Source organism: Streptomyces sp. AN091965, assembly GCF_022698285.1.
Taxonomy (GTDB): Bacteria; Actinomycetota; Actinomycetes; order Streptomycetales; family Streptomycetaceae; genus Streptomyces.
Map to the genome: position 1 here is coordinate 9,353,974 of NZ_JALDMY010000001.1, position 16,722 is coordinate 9,370,695.

Below are 16,722 nucleotides of genomic sequence, written 5' to 3' on the forward strand. Positions count from 1 at the left end.
AGTGAGCGGTCGTTCTCGCTGCGAGGAGTCGGTCGGCGAGCGTGGGGGTGCGCACCCCGCGCCGGAACTCCTCGCGCCTGTCCGGAATGTGCGGGTGCCGTTCGCCGCGTCAGTAGCATTTCCCGGTAGCTGTACGAGGACGCGCCGTTACCGGGCACGGGGGACTGGAGGACTGGTGGACGCGCGGAACACACGAGCCGACGTCATCGCGTCGGGGCACGGGCACGCGGTCGCGTCGCAGTCGACGCGTCAGCTGCGAGCCACCGGGATCGGGGCGGTGGCCGTCCTGCTGTGGGCGTCGCTGGCCCTGGTCACCACGCTGACCGGGCGGATCCCGCCGTTCCAGCTCACCGCCATGGCCTTCCTGGTCGGCGGACTCCTCGGGCTGCGCCGCCGGCCGTCCGCGGCGGCGCCGGGCTCGCCCGCGGGCTGCCCGGCGGCGCCTGGGCACTCGGCATCGGTGGCCTGTTCGGCTACCACTTCTTCTACTTCCTGGCCCTGCGCAACGCCCCGGCGGTCGACGCGGGACTCATCGCCTATCTGTGGCCGCTGCTCATCGTCGTGTTCTCCGCGGCCCTGCCCGGTGAGCGGCTGCGCTGGTGGCACACGGCGGGCGCGGTGCTCGGGCTCGGCGGCACCTTCCTGCTCGTCACCGGCGGCGAGGGAGTGCACCTACGGGGTGAGTACCTGCTCGGGTACACCGCGGCCGCCGTCTGCGCGGTGGTGTGGTCGGCGTACTCGGTCGCCAACCGCCGGTATCCGCAGGTCCCCACGGACATGGTCGCCTTCTTCTGCCTGGCCACGGCGGCCCTCGCGGCCGTCTGCCACCTGGTGTTCGAGGACACGGTCCGGCCCGACGGATGGCAGTGGCTCGCCGTGCTCGCCCTGGGCCTCGGCCCGGTCGGCGGCGCCTTCTACGTCTGGGACCACGGCACCAAGCACGGCGACATCCAACTCCTCGGCACCTTCTCCTACTTCGCTCCGCTGCTGTCCACCGCCCTCCTCGTCGCCACCGGCCGCGCGGACGCGAGCTGGCCCGTCGCCGCCGCCAGCGTGCTGATCGCCGGTGGTGCCACACTGGCCTCGGCGGACGCCGTGCGGGCGGCGCGCAGGCGGGGCCGTGCCGGGCCCAGCCGCCCGCGAAGGGGCTGAGCCCGGCCGGGTCAGGCGTCCACCGGCCAGGTGCCCCGGCGGACCATCTCCACGACCTTGTCGGCGCCGTTGGCCCGGACGAGCAGCTCCAGACGCGCGCGCTCGATGTCCTCCGCGCTCCACTTGTCGGTGGCCATGGTCCCCTTCTCGTGCGACCAGCCGTTGTCGTAGTGGCGTACGACGTAGTCCTTCTGGAAGTCCCACATCTTCGTGCCCGGCAGCGGAGTGACGATGAAGGGGTTGGCGTACGCCATGCCGTGGCCCATGAGCGTGACCGCGTAGTCGATGGTCTTCTCGATCTGCTCCAGCGACTCGATGTACGGCTCGTCCCCGGGCCGCTCGGGCGGGTTGACGAACCCGAGCATGAAGCCGCCGGTGACCTGGATGCCGTACTCGGTGAACATCTCCACGATTTCCCCGGTGGCCTTCTGGAAGGCGTTGAGCCGGGGCTTGCCCGACTCGACGAGGCTGTCCTCGTTGGCGCTCTCCACCGCGAGGTAGACGCTGTAGCAGCCGCCGTCGGCCATGGCCTTGATCAGGTCCCGGCAGGTGAGCCCGGCCCGCATCGCCGCGAGGACGTTGCGGAAGTTGGGGTTGCGCCGCTCGGCCTCGTCCATGCCGTCCGCGAACTCGGCGCCCAGGTGCAGCAGTACGAGGTTGAACAGGCTCAGGCCGCCCTCCTCGACCCACGGCAGGTCGTGCTTGCGCAACAGCTTGAAGGTCTCCATCGCGTACAGCGGGTCGTGCAGCAAGTGGTCGTCCTCGATGAGGACTTCGGTCACGCCGTGCTTGCGTATCTCGGCCAGGTGCAGATCGAACCAGTCGGTCCCGAGCGCCCGCCACGGCCCGTTCACCATCGGGATGTAGCAGAAGTCGCAGCCCACGTTGCAGCCGATGGTCGAGAAGATCTGCGCCCAGGAGCCCCGGTCGCGCACCCGCTTGCCCGAGGAGTGGTAGGCCTGCTCGTACTGGCGCATGTCCAGCATGCCGAAGTCGGGCAGCGGCATCATGCCGAGCCGCTGGTCGAGCCCCTGGCGCTTGGGCAGGATCCGCATGTACGGCGACATGGCGGTCGTCCGCACGACGGTCCCGTCGGCGCGCCGGTAGGCGACGCCCGGCACGGCGTCGACGTCACCCTCCGGCTCGGTCAGCGCCTGGAGGAGCGCGGTGAAGGTCTGGTCCGCCTCGTTGATGACCACGTAGTCGAAGGGGGAGTCCGGCACGGCGTACTGCCAGTCGCCGCTGGGGTGCGCGCCGCCGGTGACGGTCACGATCTCCGGGGAGATGTCCTTGATCAGGTCGGCGAGGGCGCGCGCGTTGCCCCACTGGACGGTGTAGATGCACTGGACGCCGACGACATCGGGGTCGAACTCCTCGATGACGGCCCGCAGTTGCGCGTCGTCGAGGCCGTAGCGCACCAAGGTGCTGCCGCCCCCGAGGTCCACGAGCCGGCGCTCCTGCTCCCACCCGGCGAAGGGCGAGTCGACGATGCGGACGTCGAAGCCGGAGAGCCGGGCGTTCGCCGCGATGCGCAGCAGGCCGATCGGTGTGCCCGCCCGCTTCATGACCTCGAACGTGTCCAGGCCGAGCGTCCGGAAGCTGCTCCGTTGCGGGGAGGGCTCCACGACGCGGGTGTACGAGGGGACGAGGAGGAGCACGCGGGGCGATTCCCCGCGGGCGCGCCGCCGGGTGCCGGTCTTCGACGTACGCAGGGAGGGTCTGCCCAGGTGCCGCAGGGCGGCGCGTTCGGGCGCACTGGAGAACTTGATGGACGGGTTCTCTATGAGCACGGGCGCATGGGCATCGGTTCGCGTCATGAGCGCTCCATCTGTCCGCAGGATGATGTCACCGGTGAGTTCGCTTGATCCGTCCGATCGACGTGATCGCTTGATCCGCTTTCTCGGCCTGGCCGCCGCTGGATCTTTCCGCTGGATCTTCCACTTGCTGTCCGCTTGAACTGTCCGATTCGAACGGAGAATTTGTTCAGATCGTGACCGTCTCCTCACCGTGAGGACAGGGTTCCGCGGCGAATGGCGTGAATCAGCGCATGTGGCTCTGTTCCATTGATCTGCGAGGATCTGATGACCCGGAAGAAACGACCCAGGGAGACCCCGTTGCCCCTCGCCCCTCCCGTTGCCTCCCGCCTCGGCCGGCTGCTCGCCGTCGGCGGTACTGCCGCCGTGCTGGTCCTCGGAGGGGGCGCCGCCGTCGCTGCGCCCGCGCCCGCAGGGTGGACGGCATCCGCCGTCGATGCCGGGGCGCACTCCGGCCCGTACGGTCAACTCCGCGCCGTCGCCGCGCTCTCCGCCGACCGCCTCGCCACCGCCGACCTCGTTGCCGCGGCCAAGTACGGCACCGGCAGCCCCATCGACGACCCCGCCCGTGAGCAGCAGGTCCTGGACGCCGTGGCCCGACAGGCGGGGGAAGCGGGCGGGGACCCGGAGACGACCGTGCGCGTCTTCCGCGATCAGATCGAGGCGAACAAGCTCGTCCAGCGCGCCCTGCACCGCAAGTGGGACGCCGACCCCTCGTCCGCACCCGCCGAGCGGCCCGACCTCGGCAAGGTCCGCGAGGAGATCAACCGCGTCAACGGGGAACTCGTGCGTGCCCTCGCCGCGTCGACGCCCGCGCGCACCGCCCCGTACTGCGGCGGGCTGCTGACGGCAGCCGCCCTGCACGTACGGCACGAGAAGGGTCTTGACCCCTTGCACGCGACAGCGTTGCGGAGAGCCTTGCCGTCCGTGTGCGGATAAGCAAGCGGTGGCGAGAAGTCACCCCTGAATGGATGCACGTCGGCATACACCTCCCCCAGCACGTACGGAAAATGCGACCCTGAGGGATCAGCCGTTGTGAGGCCGGTGTGAGCCGAGCGTGGGGGAGTGTGCATGGGCGAAGTCTGGGTTGACGCGGGAGACGCGGCAGGGGCGGGTGCGCTCGCCGGATGGTTGCGGCGCGACCCCGGAATGGCGCGGTCGGGCATCGAGATCGAGTCCGGGGGGACCGTCCCTCCCGAACCGTCCGGCGCGGACGGCGCGATGGGCGCCGTGGAGATGGTCACCGCCGTCTTCGACAGCACGGTCGGCGTCCTCTCGCTGCTCGTGGCCGTCGCCGCCTGGCGCCGCCCGCGCGGCGCCAAGCCACCCCTGGTGCGGGTCATCGAGGACGACGGAACGGTGGTGGAGGGAACCGCCCAGGAAGTGCTCGACACCGTACGGGCGCGCCGCGAGCACCAGCAGTCCGAAGCATGACCGTGCGCCTGTCGGCCCACACGTCCTCCCGTGCGGTCCTGATCGGGGTGCACGCCTACGCCGAGGAAGCCGGGCTGTCCCCTTTACCCGCGGTGCAGCGCAACATCAGCGCGCTCCGGGAGGTCCTGTGCGACGAGGTCGGCTGGGGCCTGTCGTCCGCCAGCTGCCGCGTCCTCGGCCCCGAGGCCACCGGCGGTGACGTCATGCGGGCCATCGACGAGGCGGTGCGCGCGGCGAGCGACACCCTCTTCGTCTACTATGCCGGGCACGGCCTGCTCCACCCCGACCGGCCGACCGAACTCCACCTGGCCCTGCACGACTCCAACGAGCGGCAGATGTGGCGGTCGCTGCCGTACGCCTACATCCGCGACGAGGTGCGTGCGGCCCACCGCCAGCGCCAGCTGAAGTGCGCCGTGGTGCTCGACTGCTGCTTCAGTGGCGCGGCCGTCGAGGGAGGCATGAGCCACCCCGAAGCGCTCCTGAAGCAGGCCGCCGACATCGACGGCGTCTGCGTGCTCACCTCGAGCGCCGCCACCGAACTCGCCTACGCGCCGCCCGGCGACGAGCTGTCCGCCTTCACCGGCGCCCTGGTCGACCTGGTCCGGACAGGAGTGCCCGAGGCCGGGCCCGTACTCGACTTCGGCACGCTCCACGCGCGGTTGCACCAGCGCCTGAGCGCGCGGCAGCACCCCCAGCACCCCCAGCTCGGCACCCACAACTCCGGCGAGCGGATCGCCGTCTTCCGCAATCGCGCCTACGTCGAGCAGGCACCGGCCGAGGAGCACCGGAACGCGGCGGCGCCGCAGCCGCCCCCGGCGGAGCGCCTGTTCGGTCGCGACCGGGAGCTGCGGGAGCTCGCCGAGGACGCCGCCAAGGGGCCCGGGCTCCTCGTCATCCACGGGCCGCCGGGCGTGGGCAAGTCGGCCCTGGCCGCCGAGCTCCACCAGCGGCTCACCGGCCGCAGCCCGGGGCACGCCGAGGCCGGTTTCCCCGTCGTCCTCCTGGACGACGTCACGGACGCCGCCGAAGTGGCCCGGGCGGTCGAGGCCTCTCCCGACGCGCTCGTCGTGGTCACGAGCCGCGCCTCGCTCACCGAGGCGAGGCCCGGCACCCGCCGCTATCCGCTCGCTCCGCTCGCCCTGGAGGACGCGGTCGAGATGATGCGGCACCTGTGCGGGCTGACCGGACACGACACCGAACTCGCCGAGATGGCCCGGATGCTGAGCTGCTTCCCGCTCGCCCTGTACTCCGTCGCCGCCCGGCTGCGCCGCACGCCGCCCGACCTCATGCTGGACGCCATGCGCGAGTCGGACCGGCCGCTGCAGCACCTGCGCTGGGACGACGACCGCGTCCGTGCCGCGTACACCATGTCGTACGAGGCGCTCGACGAACGGCAGCGGCACGTCCTGCACGCCTGTGTCAGCCACCCCGGGCCGGACTTCGACCGGCACTCGGCGGCGGCCCTGAGCCGGATGCCGCCCGGGATCTGCGGGCTGATGCTGGAGGAGCTCGTCGACGCGGGGCTGCTCCAGCGCAGCGACGGGCGCTACGCGTTCCACGCCCTCTACCGCAGCTACTCGCAGACCAGCGCCGCGGAGCAGGCCCTGTGCCGCACCTGGCTCTACCTGCACCTGCGGCGGCGCCTCAAGGTCACGCGCGAGGGCGGCGCCGACCGGGGCTGGCGTGTCGCGGCCCTGCCCGAGCTGCGCGCGGCCGCGCGGGCGGCGCGCCGGGACCGGTGGACCGTGGCGACCGAGCTGAGCTGCGAGGTGGCCGACGCCCTCCGCGAGGAGCGGTGCCTCGACGAGGCCCGGGAGGAGGCCGAGGCCGCCTACCGCTACGCGGCGGGCCGCGCCGACGGCCGGGGCATCGCCCGGGCGCGGGGCTGTCTGGCCCTCTTGGGCGGTGAGCACGGGCCCGGTGACCAGCGGCAGCGCGCCCGCGAAGTCGCCGCCGTGCGGCAAGAGGTGACGGCCGAACTGCGCCGGGCGGCCGCCACCGCGCGGCAGCGGCCGGGCGGCACGGCGGACCCGGCCGATCTCGGCCATCAGTTGATGAACCTCGCCGAGCGGGCCCTGGTCTCCGGGCTCGTCGACGACGCGATGCGGTTCCAGGCCGAGGCCCACGCCTGCTTCGAGGAGGCGGGCGACGACAAGCTCCTGGCCGAGTGCCTCGTCGGGCAGGCGGCGCTGCACACGTTCGCCGGGCGGTTCCCGGCCGCGGCGGGCCTGGCCGACCAGGCCGCCGGACTCCTTGCCGCCCAGAGCGACAAGGAGGGCGCTGCCCACGCCCACGCCTCGGCGGCGGAGGCGCTGCGCAAGGCGGGCGACCTCCCGGCGGCCGCCCAGCACGCCTATCGCGCGCTCACCCAGTTCCAGACGGCCGGTGACCCGGCGAGCCTCAACTACGCCTACCGCCTGGCCGCGAAGATCGAATGGGCGCGGCAGAACCACGCGCTGGCCCGGGACCTCCTGGACAAGGCCCGCGAGCTGCCCCGCTACCCCGGCGCCGCCGAGGAGGGCCCGTCCACCCAGGCCATCGCCCACCCCTCGCGGGCCGCGCGGGCAGAGCGGCAGGGGGAGAGCGGCGCGGCCCCCTGGACGCGGACGGCATCGGGCCCGGAGCCCGGTCAGGGCGACCGTTGCCGTACGGGGTGACCTTCGGCGGAGCCTGGTAACGCGGGTAACGCGGGTGGTGCGTGCGGCGCAGTACCACATGTAATACACCTGACACACCTGACACACCTGACACCTGTGCCGTACAAGGTACTCGTGCCGCACAAGGCGCTTGAGTGCACGCAACGCCCGTAGGGAAAGCCGGATCTTCCCTTCCTCAATGACCTAAGGACGGCCCGCATGGCCAACAGTGCTCTTCTGGTGATGGACGTTCAGCGAGACGTGGTGGACATCGCGCACGGCAGAGGCGAGTTCGCCGTCGGCGCGTACGACGGAGGGGCGGGTGACAGCTCGGAGTACCTCTCCCGCCTGGGCAAGGCGATCGACGGCGCCCGAGCCGCGGGCATCCCTGTCATCTACGTCGTGATGGGCCTGCGCGCGGACAAGGCGGAGGTGAGCCCGCGCAACAAGACAGTCACCACGGTCGCGCAGGCAGGCCTCTTCACGGAAGGCAACCCCGGCAACGAGATCCACCCGGACATCGCACCCCAGGAGGGCGACGTCGTCGTCACGAAGCGGCGCGGCAGCGCCTTCTCGGGCAGCGACCTCGACCTGGTCCTCCGCGCCCGCGACATCGACAGCCTCGTCCTCACCGGCATCGCCACCAGCGGCGTCGTCCTCCACACCGTCTGCGGAGGCAACGACCTGGACCTCGACCTCACCGTCCTCAGCGACGCCTGCCTCGACCTCGACCCCGAAGTACACCGCTTCCTCACGGAGAAACTGTTCCCGCAGTGGTTCGACGTGCTCACGGCAGAGGAATGGATCACGGCGATCGCCTCGTGAGGAGGCCGCCCACGAGGCCGAGCTGAAGGGGCTTCCCCGGCAGGACCGTGCCCGCGCCCGGGGCGACGACAAGGACTCCGGCGTGGGCCGGTCCGGATCGGCCGAGTGGGCGGGGTCGGCGCGAGCGGACGTAGCATGCCCCGAATGACGACGACTTCGGCATCTTCGGTCCCGGTCTCGGCCGACGAGGCATTGCGGCCGTTCCGCATTGACGTACCCCAGAGCGATCTCGACGATCTGTACGGGCGACTCGATCGCACCCGGTGGCCGGACGAGCTCCCGGGGGTGGGCTGGGACTACGGCGCTCCGCGCGGCTACCTCCAGGAGCTGGCGCACTACTGGCGGCACACGTACGACTGGCGGGCGGCCGAGGCGGAGCTGAACCAGTGGCCGCAGTTCACCACCACGATCGACGGCGCGAACGTCCACTTCGCGCACATCCGGTCGCCCGAGCCGGACGCGACGCCGCTGCTCATGACGCACGGCTGGCCCGGCTCGATCGTCGAGTTCGCCGACGTCATCGGCCCGCTGACCCGGCCCCGAGACCACGACGCCCCCGACGCGGAGGCCTTCCACCTGGTGCTCCCCAGCATCCCGGGCTTCGGCTTCTCCGGGCCCACGGCGCAGACCGGCTGGGAGCTCAAGCGCGTGGCCGCCGCGTTCGCCGCGCTGATGGAGCGCCTCGGATACGTGCGCTACGGCGTCCAGGGCGGCGACTGGGGAGCGGCCGTCTCCAGGGAGCTCGGCCGCACCCGGCCGGAGCGGGTGGCGGGCGTCCATCTGAATCTGCTGCCGAACGCGTTCCAGGCCACGGCACCCACCCCGCAGGAGCTCGCCGCGCTCGACCCGGCGGAGCGGGAGCGCGCCGCGGCCTCCTGGGCCCGCTTCCAGGCGTGGAGCCGCGACCGTCAGGGATACGCCGACATCCAGGCCACCCGGCCGCAGACGCTCGCGTACGGCCTCACCGACTCCCCGGTGGGGCAACTGGCCTGGATCGTCGAGAAGTTCAAGGAGTGGACGGACTCCGAGCACCGGCCCGAGGACGCGGTCGACCGCGACCGGATGCTCACCAACGTGATGCTGTACTGGCTCACGGGCACGGCCGGTTCGTCCGCCCGCATCTACTACGAGCGGGCCCACGCGGACTACTGGGGCGCCCCGCCCGAGCCGTCGACCACACCGACCGCGCTCGCGGTCTTCCCGCACGACAACTTCATCCCCCTGCGGCACATCGCGGACCGCACCAACAACGTCGTGCAGTGGACGGAGTACGACCGGGGCGGTCACTTCCCGGCACTGGAACAGCCCGCGCTCCTCGTCGACGACGTCCGGAGATTCTTCCGGAGCCTGCGGGACTAGAGCCCGGCTCCCCGGACCGGCAGCCGAGTGGGCGGTCAGGTGCGCTCGTGGAGGGTGACGTGGTAGCCGTCGGGGTCGGCGAAGGTGAAGGTGCGGCCGAAGGGGCCGTCGATCGGCGCGGAGACGACGGTGCGGCCGTCGGCGACGAGAGCGTCGTGGATGGCCTGGACGCCGGTGGCGTGGAGCCAGATCGTGACACCGATGCCGGGCTGGGGAACGGAGGCGAGATCCGTGCCGGGAAGGACCTCGCGGAGTGACGTCACTGGGCTACCTGCTGAAAGAGGCGTCGAGCGTCCTGCGCTCGGCCATGGAGGAGGTGCTGCGGCCGCTAGCCCGTTCCCCGGCGCCCGTCTCGTCGCGCCGGGACAGGAGCGCGGGTGCCGAACGTCCTCAGCGGTCCGCCGGGCGATCCGGCGGCCGTTCTTCGCCGAGGGTCAGGTCAGCAGCCGTGCGAGCGCGGCCATTTCGGTCTCCGGATCCATGACGGGCTGGATCACCAGCTCGTCGACCCCCGCCTTCGCCAGTGCGTCGATCCGCTCGGTGATCTCGTCCCTGGTGCCGATCAGGCCGAACGTGTCCACCAGGGAGGGCACGATGAGCTCGCGGTCCTCGGGGGCGAGCGGCCCCAGGTAGTTGCGGTAGAGGGCCTGGTGACGCCGGGGGTCGGTGGGGGTGGTGCCGCGCGACTGGAGCAGACGGTCGACCGCCGCTGCCTCTTCCGGAGCGAGGCCCGCGCGGAAGGCGGGGCTCTCCGCGCCGAGGATCAGTGCGCTCAGCGCGATGTGCCCGATCGCGTCCTTGACCGCGTCGCCGTAGCGGTCCTCGCCGTCGGCGAGGACGTACAGGGAGGACATGAGATACGAACGGGCCTTCCCGGCGCTGCCCGCGTCCCCCGCCGCCGCCCGCCGGGCCTGGCCGAGGGCGGACCAGGCCGCGGGGTCGTGCAGCGCGAAGGAGATCACTCCCGCGCCGAGCCGACCGGCGACCGCGGCGGCCTTCGGGCCGAACGCGGCCACGACGAACTCCACCGGAGCCTCGGTGTCGACGTACGGCCCGACGTGCAGGAACCGCACCCTGCTCGACCGGGTCCCCTCGCGGTAGTCCGACTCGCGGCCCGCGGTGAGATCTTGCAGGGCGGCCGTGAACGACTCCAGCTCCGCCATCCTGGTGGGCCACATGCCGAGCGTACGACGCGCCGTGTTGCCGGTGCCGACCCCGCAGACGACGCGGCCGGGGGCGAGGGCGTTGAGGCTGGCGACGGCCGCCGCCGCGGCGGGCGCGGAACGCAGTGCCGGTGAGGTGACACCGATGCCGAGCCTGATCCGGCGGGTGGCCTTGGCGCAGAGGGCGAGGCTCACGAACGGGTCGCCATGGACCATCGGCGTGTCGTACACCCAGAAACTGTCGAAGCCGAGTTCCTCCGCGCGGGCGGCCAGGTGTTCCACACCCGGCCCTGCTGTCATGACGATGCCGGTGCGCATGGCGACTCTCCTCGCCGTCGAGTGAGGTGGCTGACGTGGCCTTCCCCTCCCGGCCCGCTTCCACACATCGCGCGCCCGGACACGGCCCGCACCCGCCGACCGGGGAGACGCCTCCGAGCGGTGCTGCTTGACCTTGACACCGTGGCAAGGTCTTCACTGCTCGTCCAGGAGGTGGTCTCGATGACGGTCACGAGGCAGGACGCGGACGGGATGCGCGCGGTTCGGGGGCTGGAGGACGGTCGGGCGTCCGTGCGGCTGCGGGCCGCGTTGGAGGTGGGGACGGCGCCCGACCCCCGCTTGGTGGACCAGGTCGTCGAGCGGTGTGCGGTCGAGCCGGAGTTCTTCGTCCGGGACATGCTGACCTGGGCGCTCACCCGCCACCCGGTGGCGGTGACGCTTCCCGCGCTGCTGCGCGAGACCCGTTCGGAGCGCGCGCAGGCGCGCAGCCAGGCGCTGCACACGCTGTCCAAGATCGGGGACCGGCGGGGGTGGCCCGCGATCACGCGGACGCTGTTGTGCGACGGAGACGACGAGGTGGCGCGGAGCGCCTGGCGGGCCGCGGTCGTGCTCGTGCCCGAGGGCGAGGAGTCCGCGCTGGCCACGGTGTTGGCGACGCAGCTCGGGCGGGGTGGACGGGAGACGCAGCTGAGCCTCAGCCGGGCCCTCGCCGCGCTGGGGGAAGTGATCGTTCCGGCGCTGCGGGCTGCGACGATGGCCCCTGACCCGCGCGTGCGTACGCACGCGCTCGCCACGGAACGCCTGCTGCGCGACCCCGACGCCGGATTCGAGCACGCGGTCGAGGAGGCGAAGCGCGTCGTGGCCCTCGCAGGGCCCGGCCAGGAGGGACGGTAGGACGTGTTGATCGGTGAGGTGGCGCGCCGCTCCGGGGTCAGTGCCCGCATGCTCCGGCACTACGAGTCGCTCGGCCTGGTGCGCCCTTCGGTGCGTACGGGATCCGGCTACCGGGAGTACTCCGGGGCGGACGTCCAGCGGATCTTCCACGTCGAGAGCCTGCGGTCGCTGGGACTCTCGCTGCGCGAGATCGGACGCGCGCTCGACGACCCCGGCTTCACGCCCGCGGCGCTCGTCGACGACCTCATCCGGCAGACGCGTGAGCGCATCGCGGCACAGACCGAGCTGCTCACGCGGCTGCGCCGGATCGACGCGGCGGACCCCGCCGACTGGGAGGGCGTCCTCCAGGCCGTCGCGCTGCTCCAGGCGCTGGGGTCGAAGCGGGCCGACGTACGCCAGCGGGCCGCCCTCTCCTCGGCCGACGAGGTTCCGGTGCCGGTGGAGGCCCTGGTCGAAGCGGTGTTGAGCGAGGCCGACCCGAACGTCGCCGGGGCCCTTCGATGGGCCCTGGCGCGCTCGGACGGCGACGGCCCGGCCCTGCTGGCCGAGGCCCTGGCCGCACCGGAGGCCGCGGTGCGCGAACGCGCCGTCCAGTGCCTTGCCGAGATGCCCGGCGACGAGGCCGCGGCCCGGCTGCGGGAGGCCCTCGCGAGCTCCGACGCCGTGGTGCGCGGATACGCGGCACTGGCCCTCGGGGCATCCGGCGTGGCCGACGCCGTCCCCACGCTCATCGACATGATCGTGGAGGGACGGCGCGACACGGACGCGGCCGACGCGCTGAGCGTGCTGGCGAGCGACACCGCGGCGGCGGACCGGATCGCGAGCACGCTCGTCGGCCGCCTCGCGCACGAGGAGACCCGGGCGCCCGCACGCGGACGGCTCACCCAGGCACTGGCGGGCATCCCGGGCGGGACGGCCTCCCACGCCCTCGTGGAGCTGTCGCACGACGCGGACCGTGCCGTGGCCGTGACCGCGGCGTATCTGCTCCAGCTGCGCGACGCCCGGTGAGGGCCCGAGCCTCGGCACCGGTGCGGAAGGCGCCTGCCTACCGCGCGAGTTCGGCCGGTTCGTCCAGGCGCGTCAGCTTCCGCGGGTTGCGGACCACGTAGATCCGGGTGACCCGGCCGTGTTCCACCGCGAGGCTCACCGCGGCGGGTTCGCCGTCGAAGGCGACGCGGCCCGCGGGGGCGCCGTTGAGCCAGACCGGCCTCGCGTCGAGCGCGGTGACCACCCGGTGGGCGCGGGCCAGCAGGGGCGCTACCGCGTGCGCCCCGTGGATCGGGGTCAGCGCGGCGGCGACGAGGCCTCCGCCGTCGGCGATCATGACCACGTCCGGGGCCATGACCTCCATCAGCTCCTGGAGGTGCCCGGTGCGCAGCGCGGCCAGGAACCGGTCCACCACGGCCTGCTGCTCCGACCGGCTCACCCGCACCCGGGGGCGCCGGGCCGCCACGTGCTCGCGGGCCCGCCGCGCGATCTGCCGCACCGCGGCCGGGGACTTCCCGACGGCCCCGGCGATCTCGCCGTAGGGCATTTCGAAGACCTCGCGCAGGACGAACACGGCACGCTCCGTGGGCGCGAGCGTCTCCAGGACGGTCAGCATCGCGACGGAGACGCTGTCGGCGAGTTCGACGTCCTCGGCGACGTCGGGGCTGGTGAGGAGCGGCTCCGGCAGCCACTCGCCGACGTAGTCCTCGCGGCTGCGCGCCAGCGTGCGCAGCCGGTTGAGGGCCTGGCGCGTGACGAGCCGGACGAGGTAGGCCCGGGGGTCGCGAACCCCTTGGCGGTCGACGTCGGCCCACCGCAGCCAGGATTCCTGGAGCACGTCCTCGGTGTCGGCCGCCGAGCCGAGCATCTCGTAGACGACGGTGAACAGCAGACCGCGGTGGATGACGAAGGGGTCGTCGGTCATGACGCGGAGGCCGCGCCGGACCGCGACGCACGGGCCGCCAGGGGGATCTCGCAGGCGGACGAGAAGCCCTGCGACTCCACCCCGTTCGCCACGTTGGCCCGGGTCGCCAGGTTGACGAAGGCGATGAACGCCGTGAGTTCGGTCATCGCCGCCGGGCCGAGCCGCCCGAGCAGGCCCGCGTACAGCTCGTCGGTGACGGTCAGCGGCGTGCTGCTCATGGCTTCGGCGTACTCCATGACGTCCCGCTCCAGCGGGGTGAAGACCTCCGCCTCGCGCCAGCGCGGCACCTGGCTCGCCTTGGCGAGGTCCAGCTGGGCGTTGTGCGCCTGGAAGTAGCCGACGTCCAGGCACCAGCCGCACCCGACGAGGGCCGCGACGGCCATGTGCGCGAACGACTTGAGGCTCGCGTCGGCCGCGTCCCACGCGCCCACCTTGCTGCCGAACTCCAGGTTGTCCCGGGCGACCTGGGGGCTGTGCCAGAGGACTTCGACGTTCTCGGGCACGGCCCCGAGCTGGTCGATCATGTTCCGGGTGAGCTCGGCGGGGAGCTCGGCCTTCGGGATGCGCGGGGCCATGGCGGTTCTCCTTGTACGAGTGCCTGATCGGCTGTTCGACATGAAGACACCGCCGGGCGCGCGGATGTGACACCCGGGCTCAGGCCTCCGCCGCCACCTTCCGGGCCCACCGGTAGTCCGCCTTGCCGCTGGGCGAGCGCTGGATGTGGTCGGTGAACACCGCGGAGCGCGGGATCTTGTAGCCCGCGAGACGGGCGCGGCAGTGGCTCTGGAGGGCGCCCAGATCCAGTGGTGCGGCGCCGGGGCGGAGCTGGACGACGGCCGCGACCCGGGTGCCCCAGCGCTCGTCCGGGACCCCGGCGACCAGCGCGTCGTACACGTCGGGATGGGACTTCAGGGCCTGCTCGACCTCTTCGGGGTACACCTTCTCACCGCCGGTGTTGATGCACTGCGAGCCGCGGCCGAGGACCGTGACGATGCCCTCGGTGTCGACCGTGGCCATGTCGCCGAGCAGGACCCAGCGTTCGTCGCCGCGCCGGAAGAAGGTCTCGGCGGTCTTCACGGGGTCGTTGTAGTAGCCGAGCGGGACGTGGCCGCGCTGGGCGATGCGGCCGGGCTCGCCGACGGCGACCGGCTCGTGGGTCACCAGGTCCACCACCTGCGTACGGGAGTTGACCTGGATGCGGAAGCCGCGCTCGGGGCCCGAGTCGTCCGTGGCGGTGCCGTTGAAGCCGGACTCGGACGAGCCGAAGTTGTTGAGGAGCATGACGTTCGGGGCGAGCTCCGCGAACTGGGCACGGACCGTCTCCGACATGATCGCGCCGGAGGAGGAGACGCTGAAGAGGGAGGACAGGTCGGTGCCCGCGCAGGGCCCGGTCAGCGCGTCGACGAGGGGGCGCAGCATCGCGTCGCCCACCAGGGAGACGCTGGTGACCCGCTCGCGCTCGATGGTGCGCAGCACCTCCTCGGGGGCGAACCTGCGGTGGATGACCAGGCGCTGGCCGAAGTGGAAGCAGATGAAGGCGGTCAGCGTCGAGGTGCCGTGCATGAGCGGAGGCGTCGGGAAGAACGTGATGCCGTCGCCGCCGGCCGCCACCCGCTCGGCCACCTCCTCGGGCCGGGTGACCGGCTCGCCCGTCGGCGCGCCGCCGCCGAGCCCCGAGAAGAACAGGTCCTCCTGGCGCCACATCACGCCCTTGGGCATGCCGGTCGTGCCGCCGGTGTAGATGATGAACAGGTCGTCCGCAGAGCGCGGCGCGAAGCCGCGCGCGGGCGAGCCGGACGCCTCCGCCTCGGCGAAGGGCACCGCCCGCGGCCCGGCCGCGGCGGCCTCGCCGACCCGGATCAGATGCCGTAGCCCGGGCGCGCGGGGGAGTGCCGCCGCCACCCGGTCGGCGAACTCGGCGTCGAAGACGAGCGCGGCCAGGTCCGCGTCCCGGTAGAGATAGGCCAACTCCTCTTCGACGTAGCGGTAGTTGACGTTCACCGGCACCAGGCGGGCCTTGAGGCAGCCGAGGACCGTCTGGAGGTACTCGACGCCGTTGTACAGGTGCAGGCCGAGGTGCTCGCCGGGGGCGAGGCCGCTGTCGATCAGGTGGTGGGCGACGCGGTTCGCGGCCGCGTCGAGCTCCGCGTACGTCAGGCGGCGCTCGGCCCCGGTGCCGGGGTGGTCCAGATGCACGAGCGCCTCGCGGTCCGGCACCGCGTCGACGACTGACTCGAACAGGTCGGCAAGGTTGTACTCCACCGCTCCTCCTGACCCCGACGCCGTGACGTGCCGTGTGGCGGTCATCAGAGCAGAGGGGCCCGGAAGGCGGAAGGGGCCGCGCGGAAGAAATCTGACTGAGTGTCAGAATGCTATTGAACTGGCACCTCGCCTCCTGCAACCTGTTCCAGGTCTGAATGACGGGAGGACGGCCATGGGTGGCACGGAACATCTCTCCGTGCGGCGCGAAGGCGCCACACTGGTGCTCACACTGAACCGGCCCGAAGCCAGGAACGCGCTCTCGCTGCCGATGCTCGTGGGCCTGTACGACGGCTGGCTGGCCGCCGACGCGGAGGACGGCGTGCGGTCCGTCGTCCTCACCGGGGCGGGCGGGGCGTTCTGCGCGGGCATGGACCTGAAGGCCCTGGCGGGCAAGGGGATGGAGGGCGCCGAGGACCGCGACTGCCGCGCGCGGCTCGCGGCGGATCCCGACCTGCACTGGAAGGCGATGCTGCGCCACCACCGGCCGCGCAAACCCGTCCTGGCCGCCGTCGAAGGGCCCTGCGTGGCGGGCGGCACCGAGATCCTCCAGGGCACCGACATCCGTGTGGCGGGCGAGTCCGCGACCTTCGGGCTCTTCGAGGTCCGGCGCGGGCTCTTCCCGATCGGCGGCTCCACGGTGCGCCTCCAGCGGCAGATCCCGCGCACCCACGCCCTGGAGATGCTGCTCACCGGCCGCCCGTACACCGCGCGGGAGGCCGCCGACGTGGGCCTCATCGGCCATGTCGTGCCGGACGGCACCGCCCTGGAGCGGGCCCTCGCCATCGCCGAGCGGATCAACGCCTGCGGCCCCCTCGCCGTCGAGGCGGTCAAGGCCTCCGTGTACGAGACCGCCGACCTGAGCGAGGCCGACGGGCTCGCCGCCGAACTCAAGCGCGGCTGGCCCGTCTTCGACACCGCCGACGCCAAGGAAGGCGCCCGCGCCTTCGCCGAGAAGCGCCCGCCCGTCTACCGGCGGGCCTGACCCGAGGAGTCGG

At 72.5% G+C, this 16,722-nt stretch carries 14 protein-coding genes and 2 pseudogenes; 10 read left to right on the forward strand and 6 right to left on the reverse strand.

Annotation, left to right across the window (positions count from 1 at the left end; translation table 11 throughout):
* Nucleotides 1-291: 291 nt before the first annotated feature.
* Nucleotides 292-1,152: an aromatic amino acid exporter YddG gene (gene yddG, locus MQV74_RS38590; protein ID WP_242728163.1), complete on the forward strand. Its 861-nt coding sequence runs from the start codon at nucleotides 292-294 to the stop codon at nucleotides 1,150-1,152.
* 11 nt (nucleotides 1,153-1,163) lie between these two features.
* On the opposite strand, the gene MQV74_RS38595 is transcribed toward yddG, so the two are convergent.
* Nucleotides 1,164-2,969 (reverse strand): B12-binding domain-containing radical SAM protein, encoded by a 1,806-nt coding sequence (locus MQV74_RS38595; protein ID WP_242728164.1) that lies wholly within the window; start codon nucleotides 2,967-2,969, stop codon nucleotides 1,164-1,166.
* A gap of 297 nt (nucleotides 2,970-3,266) precedes the next feature.
* Here MQV74_RS38595 and MQV74_RS38600 point away from each other — a divergent pair, with 297 nt between their 5' ends.
* The 5 genes from MQV74_RS38600 (at nucleotide 3,267) to MQV74_RS38620 (ending at nucleotide 9,220) form a co-directional block, all read left to right on the forward strand.
* A complete protein-coding gene (locus MQV74_RS38600; RefSeq protein WP_374120758.1) occupies nucleotides 3,267-3,905 on the forward strand; it encodes a chorismate mutase in 639 nt (212 codons plus the stop codon).
* A gap of 132 nt (nucleotides 3,906-4,037) precedes the next feature.
* Nucleotides 4,038-4,400, forward strand: coding sequence for an effector-associated constant component EACC1 (locus tag MQV74_RS38605; protein ID WP_242728165.1), 363 nt, complete (start codon nucleotides 4,038-4,040; stop codon nucleotides 4,398-4,400).
* On the forward strand, nucleotides 4,397-7,057 hold the full coding sequence (locus tag MQV74_RS38610; RefSeq protein ID WP_242728166.1) for a caspase, EACC1-associated type: 2,661 nt from the start codon (nucleotides 4,397-4,399) through the stop codon (nucleotides 7,055-7,057). Before MQV74_RS38605 ends, MQV74_RS38610 begins: the two co-directional genes overlap by 4 nt.
* A 198-nt stretch (nucleotides 7,058-7,255) precedes the next feature.
* Nucleotides 7,256-7,861, forward strand: a complete 606-nt coding sequence (locus MQV74_RS38615; protein ID WP_242728167.1) for a cysteine hydrolase family protein — start codon at nucleotides 7,256-7,258, stop codon at nucleotides 7,859-7,861.
* A gap of 144 nt (nucleotides 7,862-8,005) precedes the next feature.
* Nucleotides 8,006-9,220, forward strand: coding sequence for an epoxide hydrolase family protein (locus MQV74_RS38620; protein ID WP_242728168.1), 1,215 nt, complete (start codon nucleotides 8,006-8,008; stop codon nucleotides 9,218-9,220).
* A 35-nt stretch (nucleotides 9,221-9,255) separates the two neighbouring features.
* On the opposite strand, the pseudogene MQV74_RS38625 reads toward MQV74_RS38620, so the two are convergent.
* A pseudogene (locus MQV74_RS38625) lies at nucleotides 9,256-9,477 on the reverse strand (VOC family protein); the annotation flags it as partial.
* On the opposite strand from MQV74_RS38625, the pseudogene MQV74_RS38630 reads away from it, so the two are divergent.
* Nucleotides 9,474-9,560 (forward strand): annotated as a pseudogene (locus tag MQV74_RS38630) (MarR family transcriptional regulator); the annotation flags it as partial. The pseudogenes MQV74_RS38625 and MQV74_RS38630 sit on opposite strands and share 4 nt — an antisense overlap.
* 94 nt (nucleotides 9,561-9,654) lie before the next feature.
* On the opposite strand, the gene MQV74_RS38635 reads toward MQV74_RS38630, so the two are convergent.
* A complete protein-coding gene (locus tag MQV74_RS38635) occupies nucleotides 9,655-10,701 on the reverse strand; it encodes an LLM class flavin-dependent oxidoreductase (RefSeq protein ID WP_242728169.1) in 1,047 nt (348 codons plus the stop codon).
* A 180-nt stretch (nucleotides 10,702-10,881) separates the two neighbouring features.
* Here MQV74_RS38635 and MQV74_RS38640 point away from each other — a divergent pair, with 180 nt between their 5' ends.
* On the forward strand, nucleotides 10,882-11,553 hold the full coding sequence (locus MQV74_RS38640; RefSeq protein WP_242729371.1) for a HEAT repeat domain-containing protein: 672 nt from the start codon (nucleotides 10,882-10,884) through the stop codon (nucleotides 11,551-11,553).
* Nucleotides 11,554-11,556: 3 nt separating this feature from the next.
* Nucleotides 11,557-12,561, forward strand: coding sequence for a MerR family transcriptional regulator (locus MQV74_RS38645; protein WP_242728170.1), 1,005 nt, complete (start codon nucleotides 11,557-11,559; stop codon nucleotides 12,559-12,561).
* A gap of 37 nt (nucleotides 12,562-12,598) precedes the next feature.
* Here MQV74_RS38645 and MQV74_RS38650 read toward each other — a convergent pair whose 3' ends face one another.
* From MQV74_RS38650 to MQV74_RS38660, 3 genes are all read right to left on the reverse strand, one after another.
* The gene (locus MQV74_RS38650) at nucleotides 12,599-13,465 is read right to left on the reverse strand and encodes an RNA polymerase sigma-70 factor (RefSeq protein ID WP_242728171.1); all 867 of its coding nucleotides are present in this window, start codon (nucleotides 13,463-13,465) and stop codon (nucleotides 12,599-12,601) included.
* Nucleotides 13,462-14,040, reverse strand: coding sequence for a carboxymuconolactone decarboxylase family protein (locus MQV74_RS38655; RefSeq protein ID WP_242728172.1), 579 nt, complete (start codon nucleotides 14,038-14,040; stop codon nucleotides 13,462-13,464). The genes MQV74_RS38650 and MQV74_RS38655 overlap by 4 nt, the downstream gene beginning before the upstream one ends.
* Before the next feature lie 79 nt (nucleotides 14,041-14,119).
* The gene (locus MQV74_RS38660) at nucleotides 14,120-15,727 is read right to left on the reverse strand and encodes an acyl-CoA synthetase (RefSeq protein ID WP_242728173.1); all 1,608 of its coding nucleotides are present in this window, start codon (nucleotides 15,725-15,727) and stop codon (nucleotides 14,120-14,122) included.
* A gap of 172 nt (nucleotides 15,728-15,899) precedes the next feature.
* Here MQV74_RS38660 and MQV74_RS38665 point away from each other — a divergent pair, with 172 nt between their 5' ends.
* Complete coding sequence (locus MQV74_RS38665) at nucleotides 15,900-16,709, forward strand: crotonase/enoyl-CoA hydratase family protein (protein WP_242728174.1); 810 nt, start codon at nucleotides 15,900-15,902, stop codon at nucleotides 16,707-16,709.
* The last annotated feature ends 13 nt before the right edge of the window (nucleotides 16,710-16,722 follow it).

What these genes read in the sequence shown, in the direction of transcription:
- MQV74_RS38595 (WP_242728164.1), bottom strand. Translation starts at nt 2,969, where the DNA reads ATGACGCGAACCGATGCCCATGCGCCCGTGCTCATAGAGAACCCGTCC.
- MQV74_RS38605 (WP_242728165.1), top strand. Translation starts at nt 4,038, where the DNA reads ATGGGCGAAGTCTGGGTTGACGCGGGAGACGCGGCAGGGGCGGGTGCG.
- MQV74_RS38610 (WP_242728166.1), top strand. Translation starts at nt 4,397, where the DNA reads ATGACCGTGCGCCTGTCGGCCCACACGTCCTCCCGTGCGGTCCTGATC.
- MQV74_RS38615 (WP_242728167.1), top strand. Translation starts at nt 7,256, where the DNA reads ATGGCCAACAGTGCTCTTCTGGTGATGGACGTTCAGCGAGACGTGGTG.
- MQV74_RS38620 (WP_242728168.1), top strand. Translation starts at nt 8,006, where the DNA reads ATGACGACGACTTCGGCATCTTCGGTCCCGGTCTCGGCCGACGAGGCA.
- MQV74_RS38635 (WP_242728169.1), bottom strand. Translation starts at nt 10,701, where the DNA reads ATGCGCACCGGCATCGTCATGACAGCAGGGCCGGGTGTGGAACACCTG.
- MQV74_RS38640 (WP_242729371.1), top strand. Translation starts at nt 10,882, where the DNA reads ATGACGGTCACGAGGCAGGACGCGGACGGGATGCGCGCGGTTCGGGGG.
- MQV74_RS38650 (WP_242728171.1), bottom strand. Translation starts at nt 13,465, where the DNA reads ATGACCGACGACCCCTTCGTCATCCACCGCGGTCTGCTGTTCACCGTC.
- MQV74_RS38655 (WP_242728172.1), bottom strand. Translation starts at nt 14,040, where the DNA reads ATGGCCCCGCGCATCCCGAAGGCCGAGCTCCCCGCCGAGCTCACCCGG.
- MQV74_RS38665 (WP_242728174.1), top strand. Translation starts at nt 15,900, where the DNA reads ATGGGTGGCACGGAACATCTCTCCGTGCGGCGCGAAGGCGCCACACTG.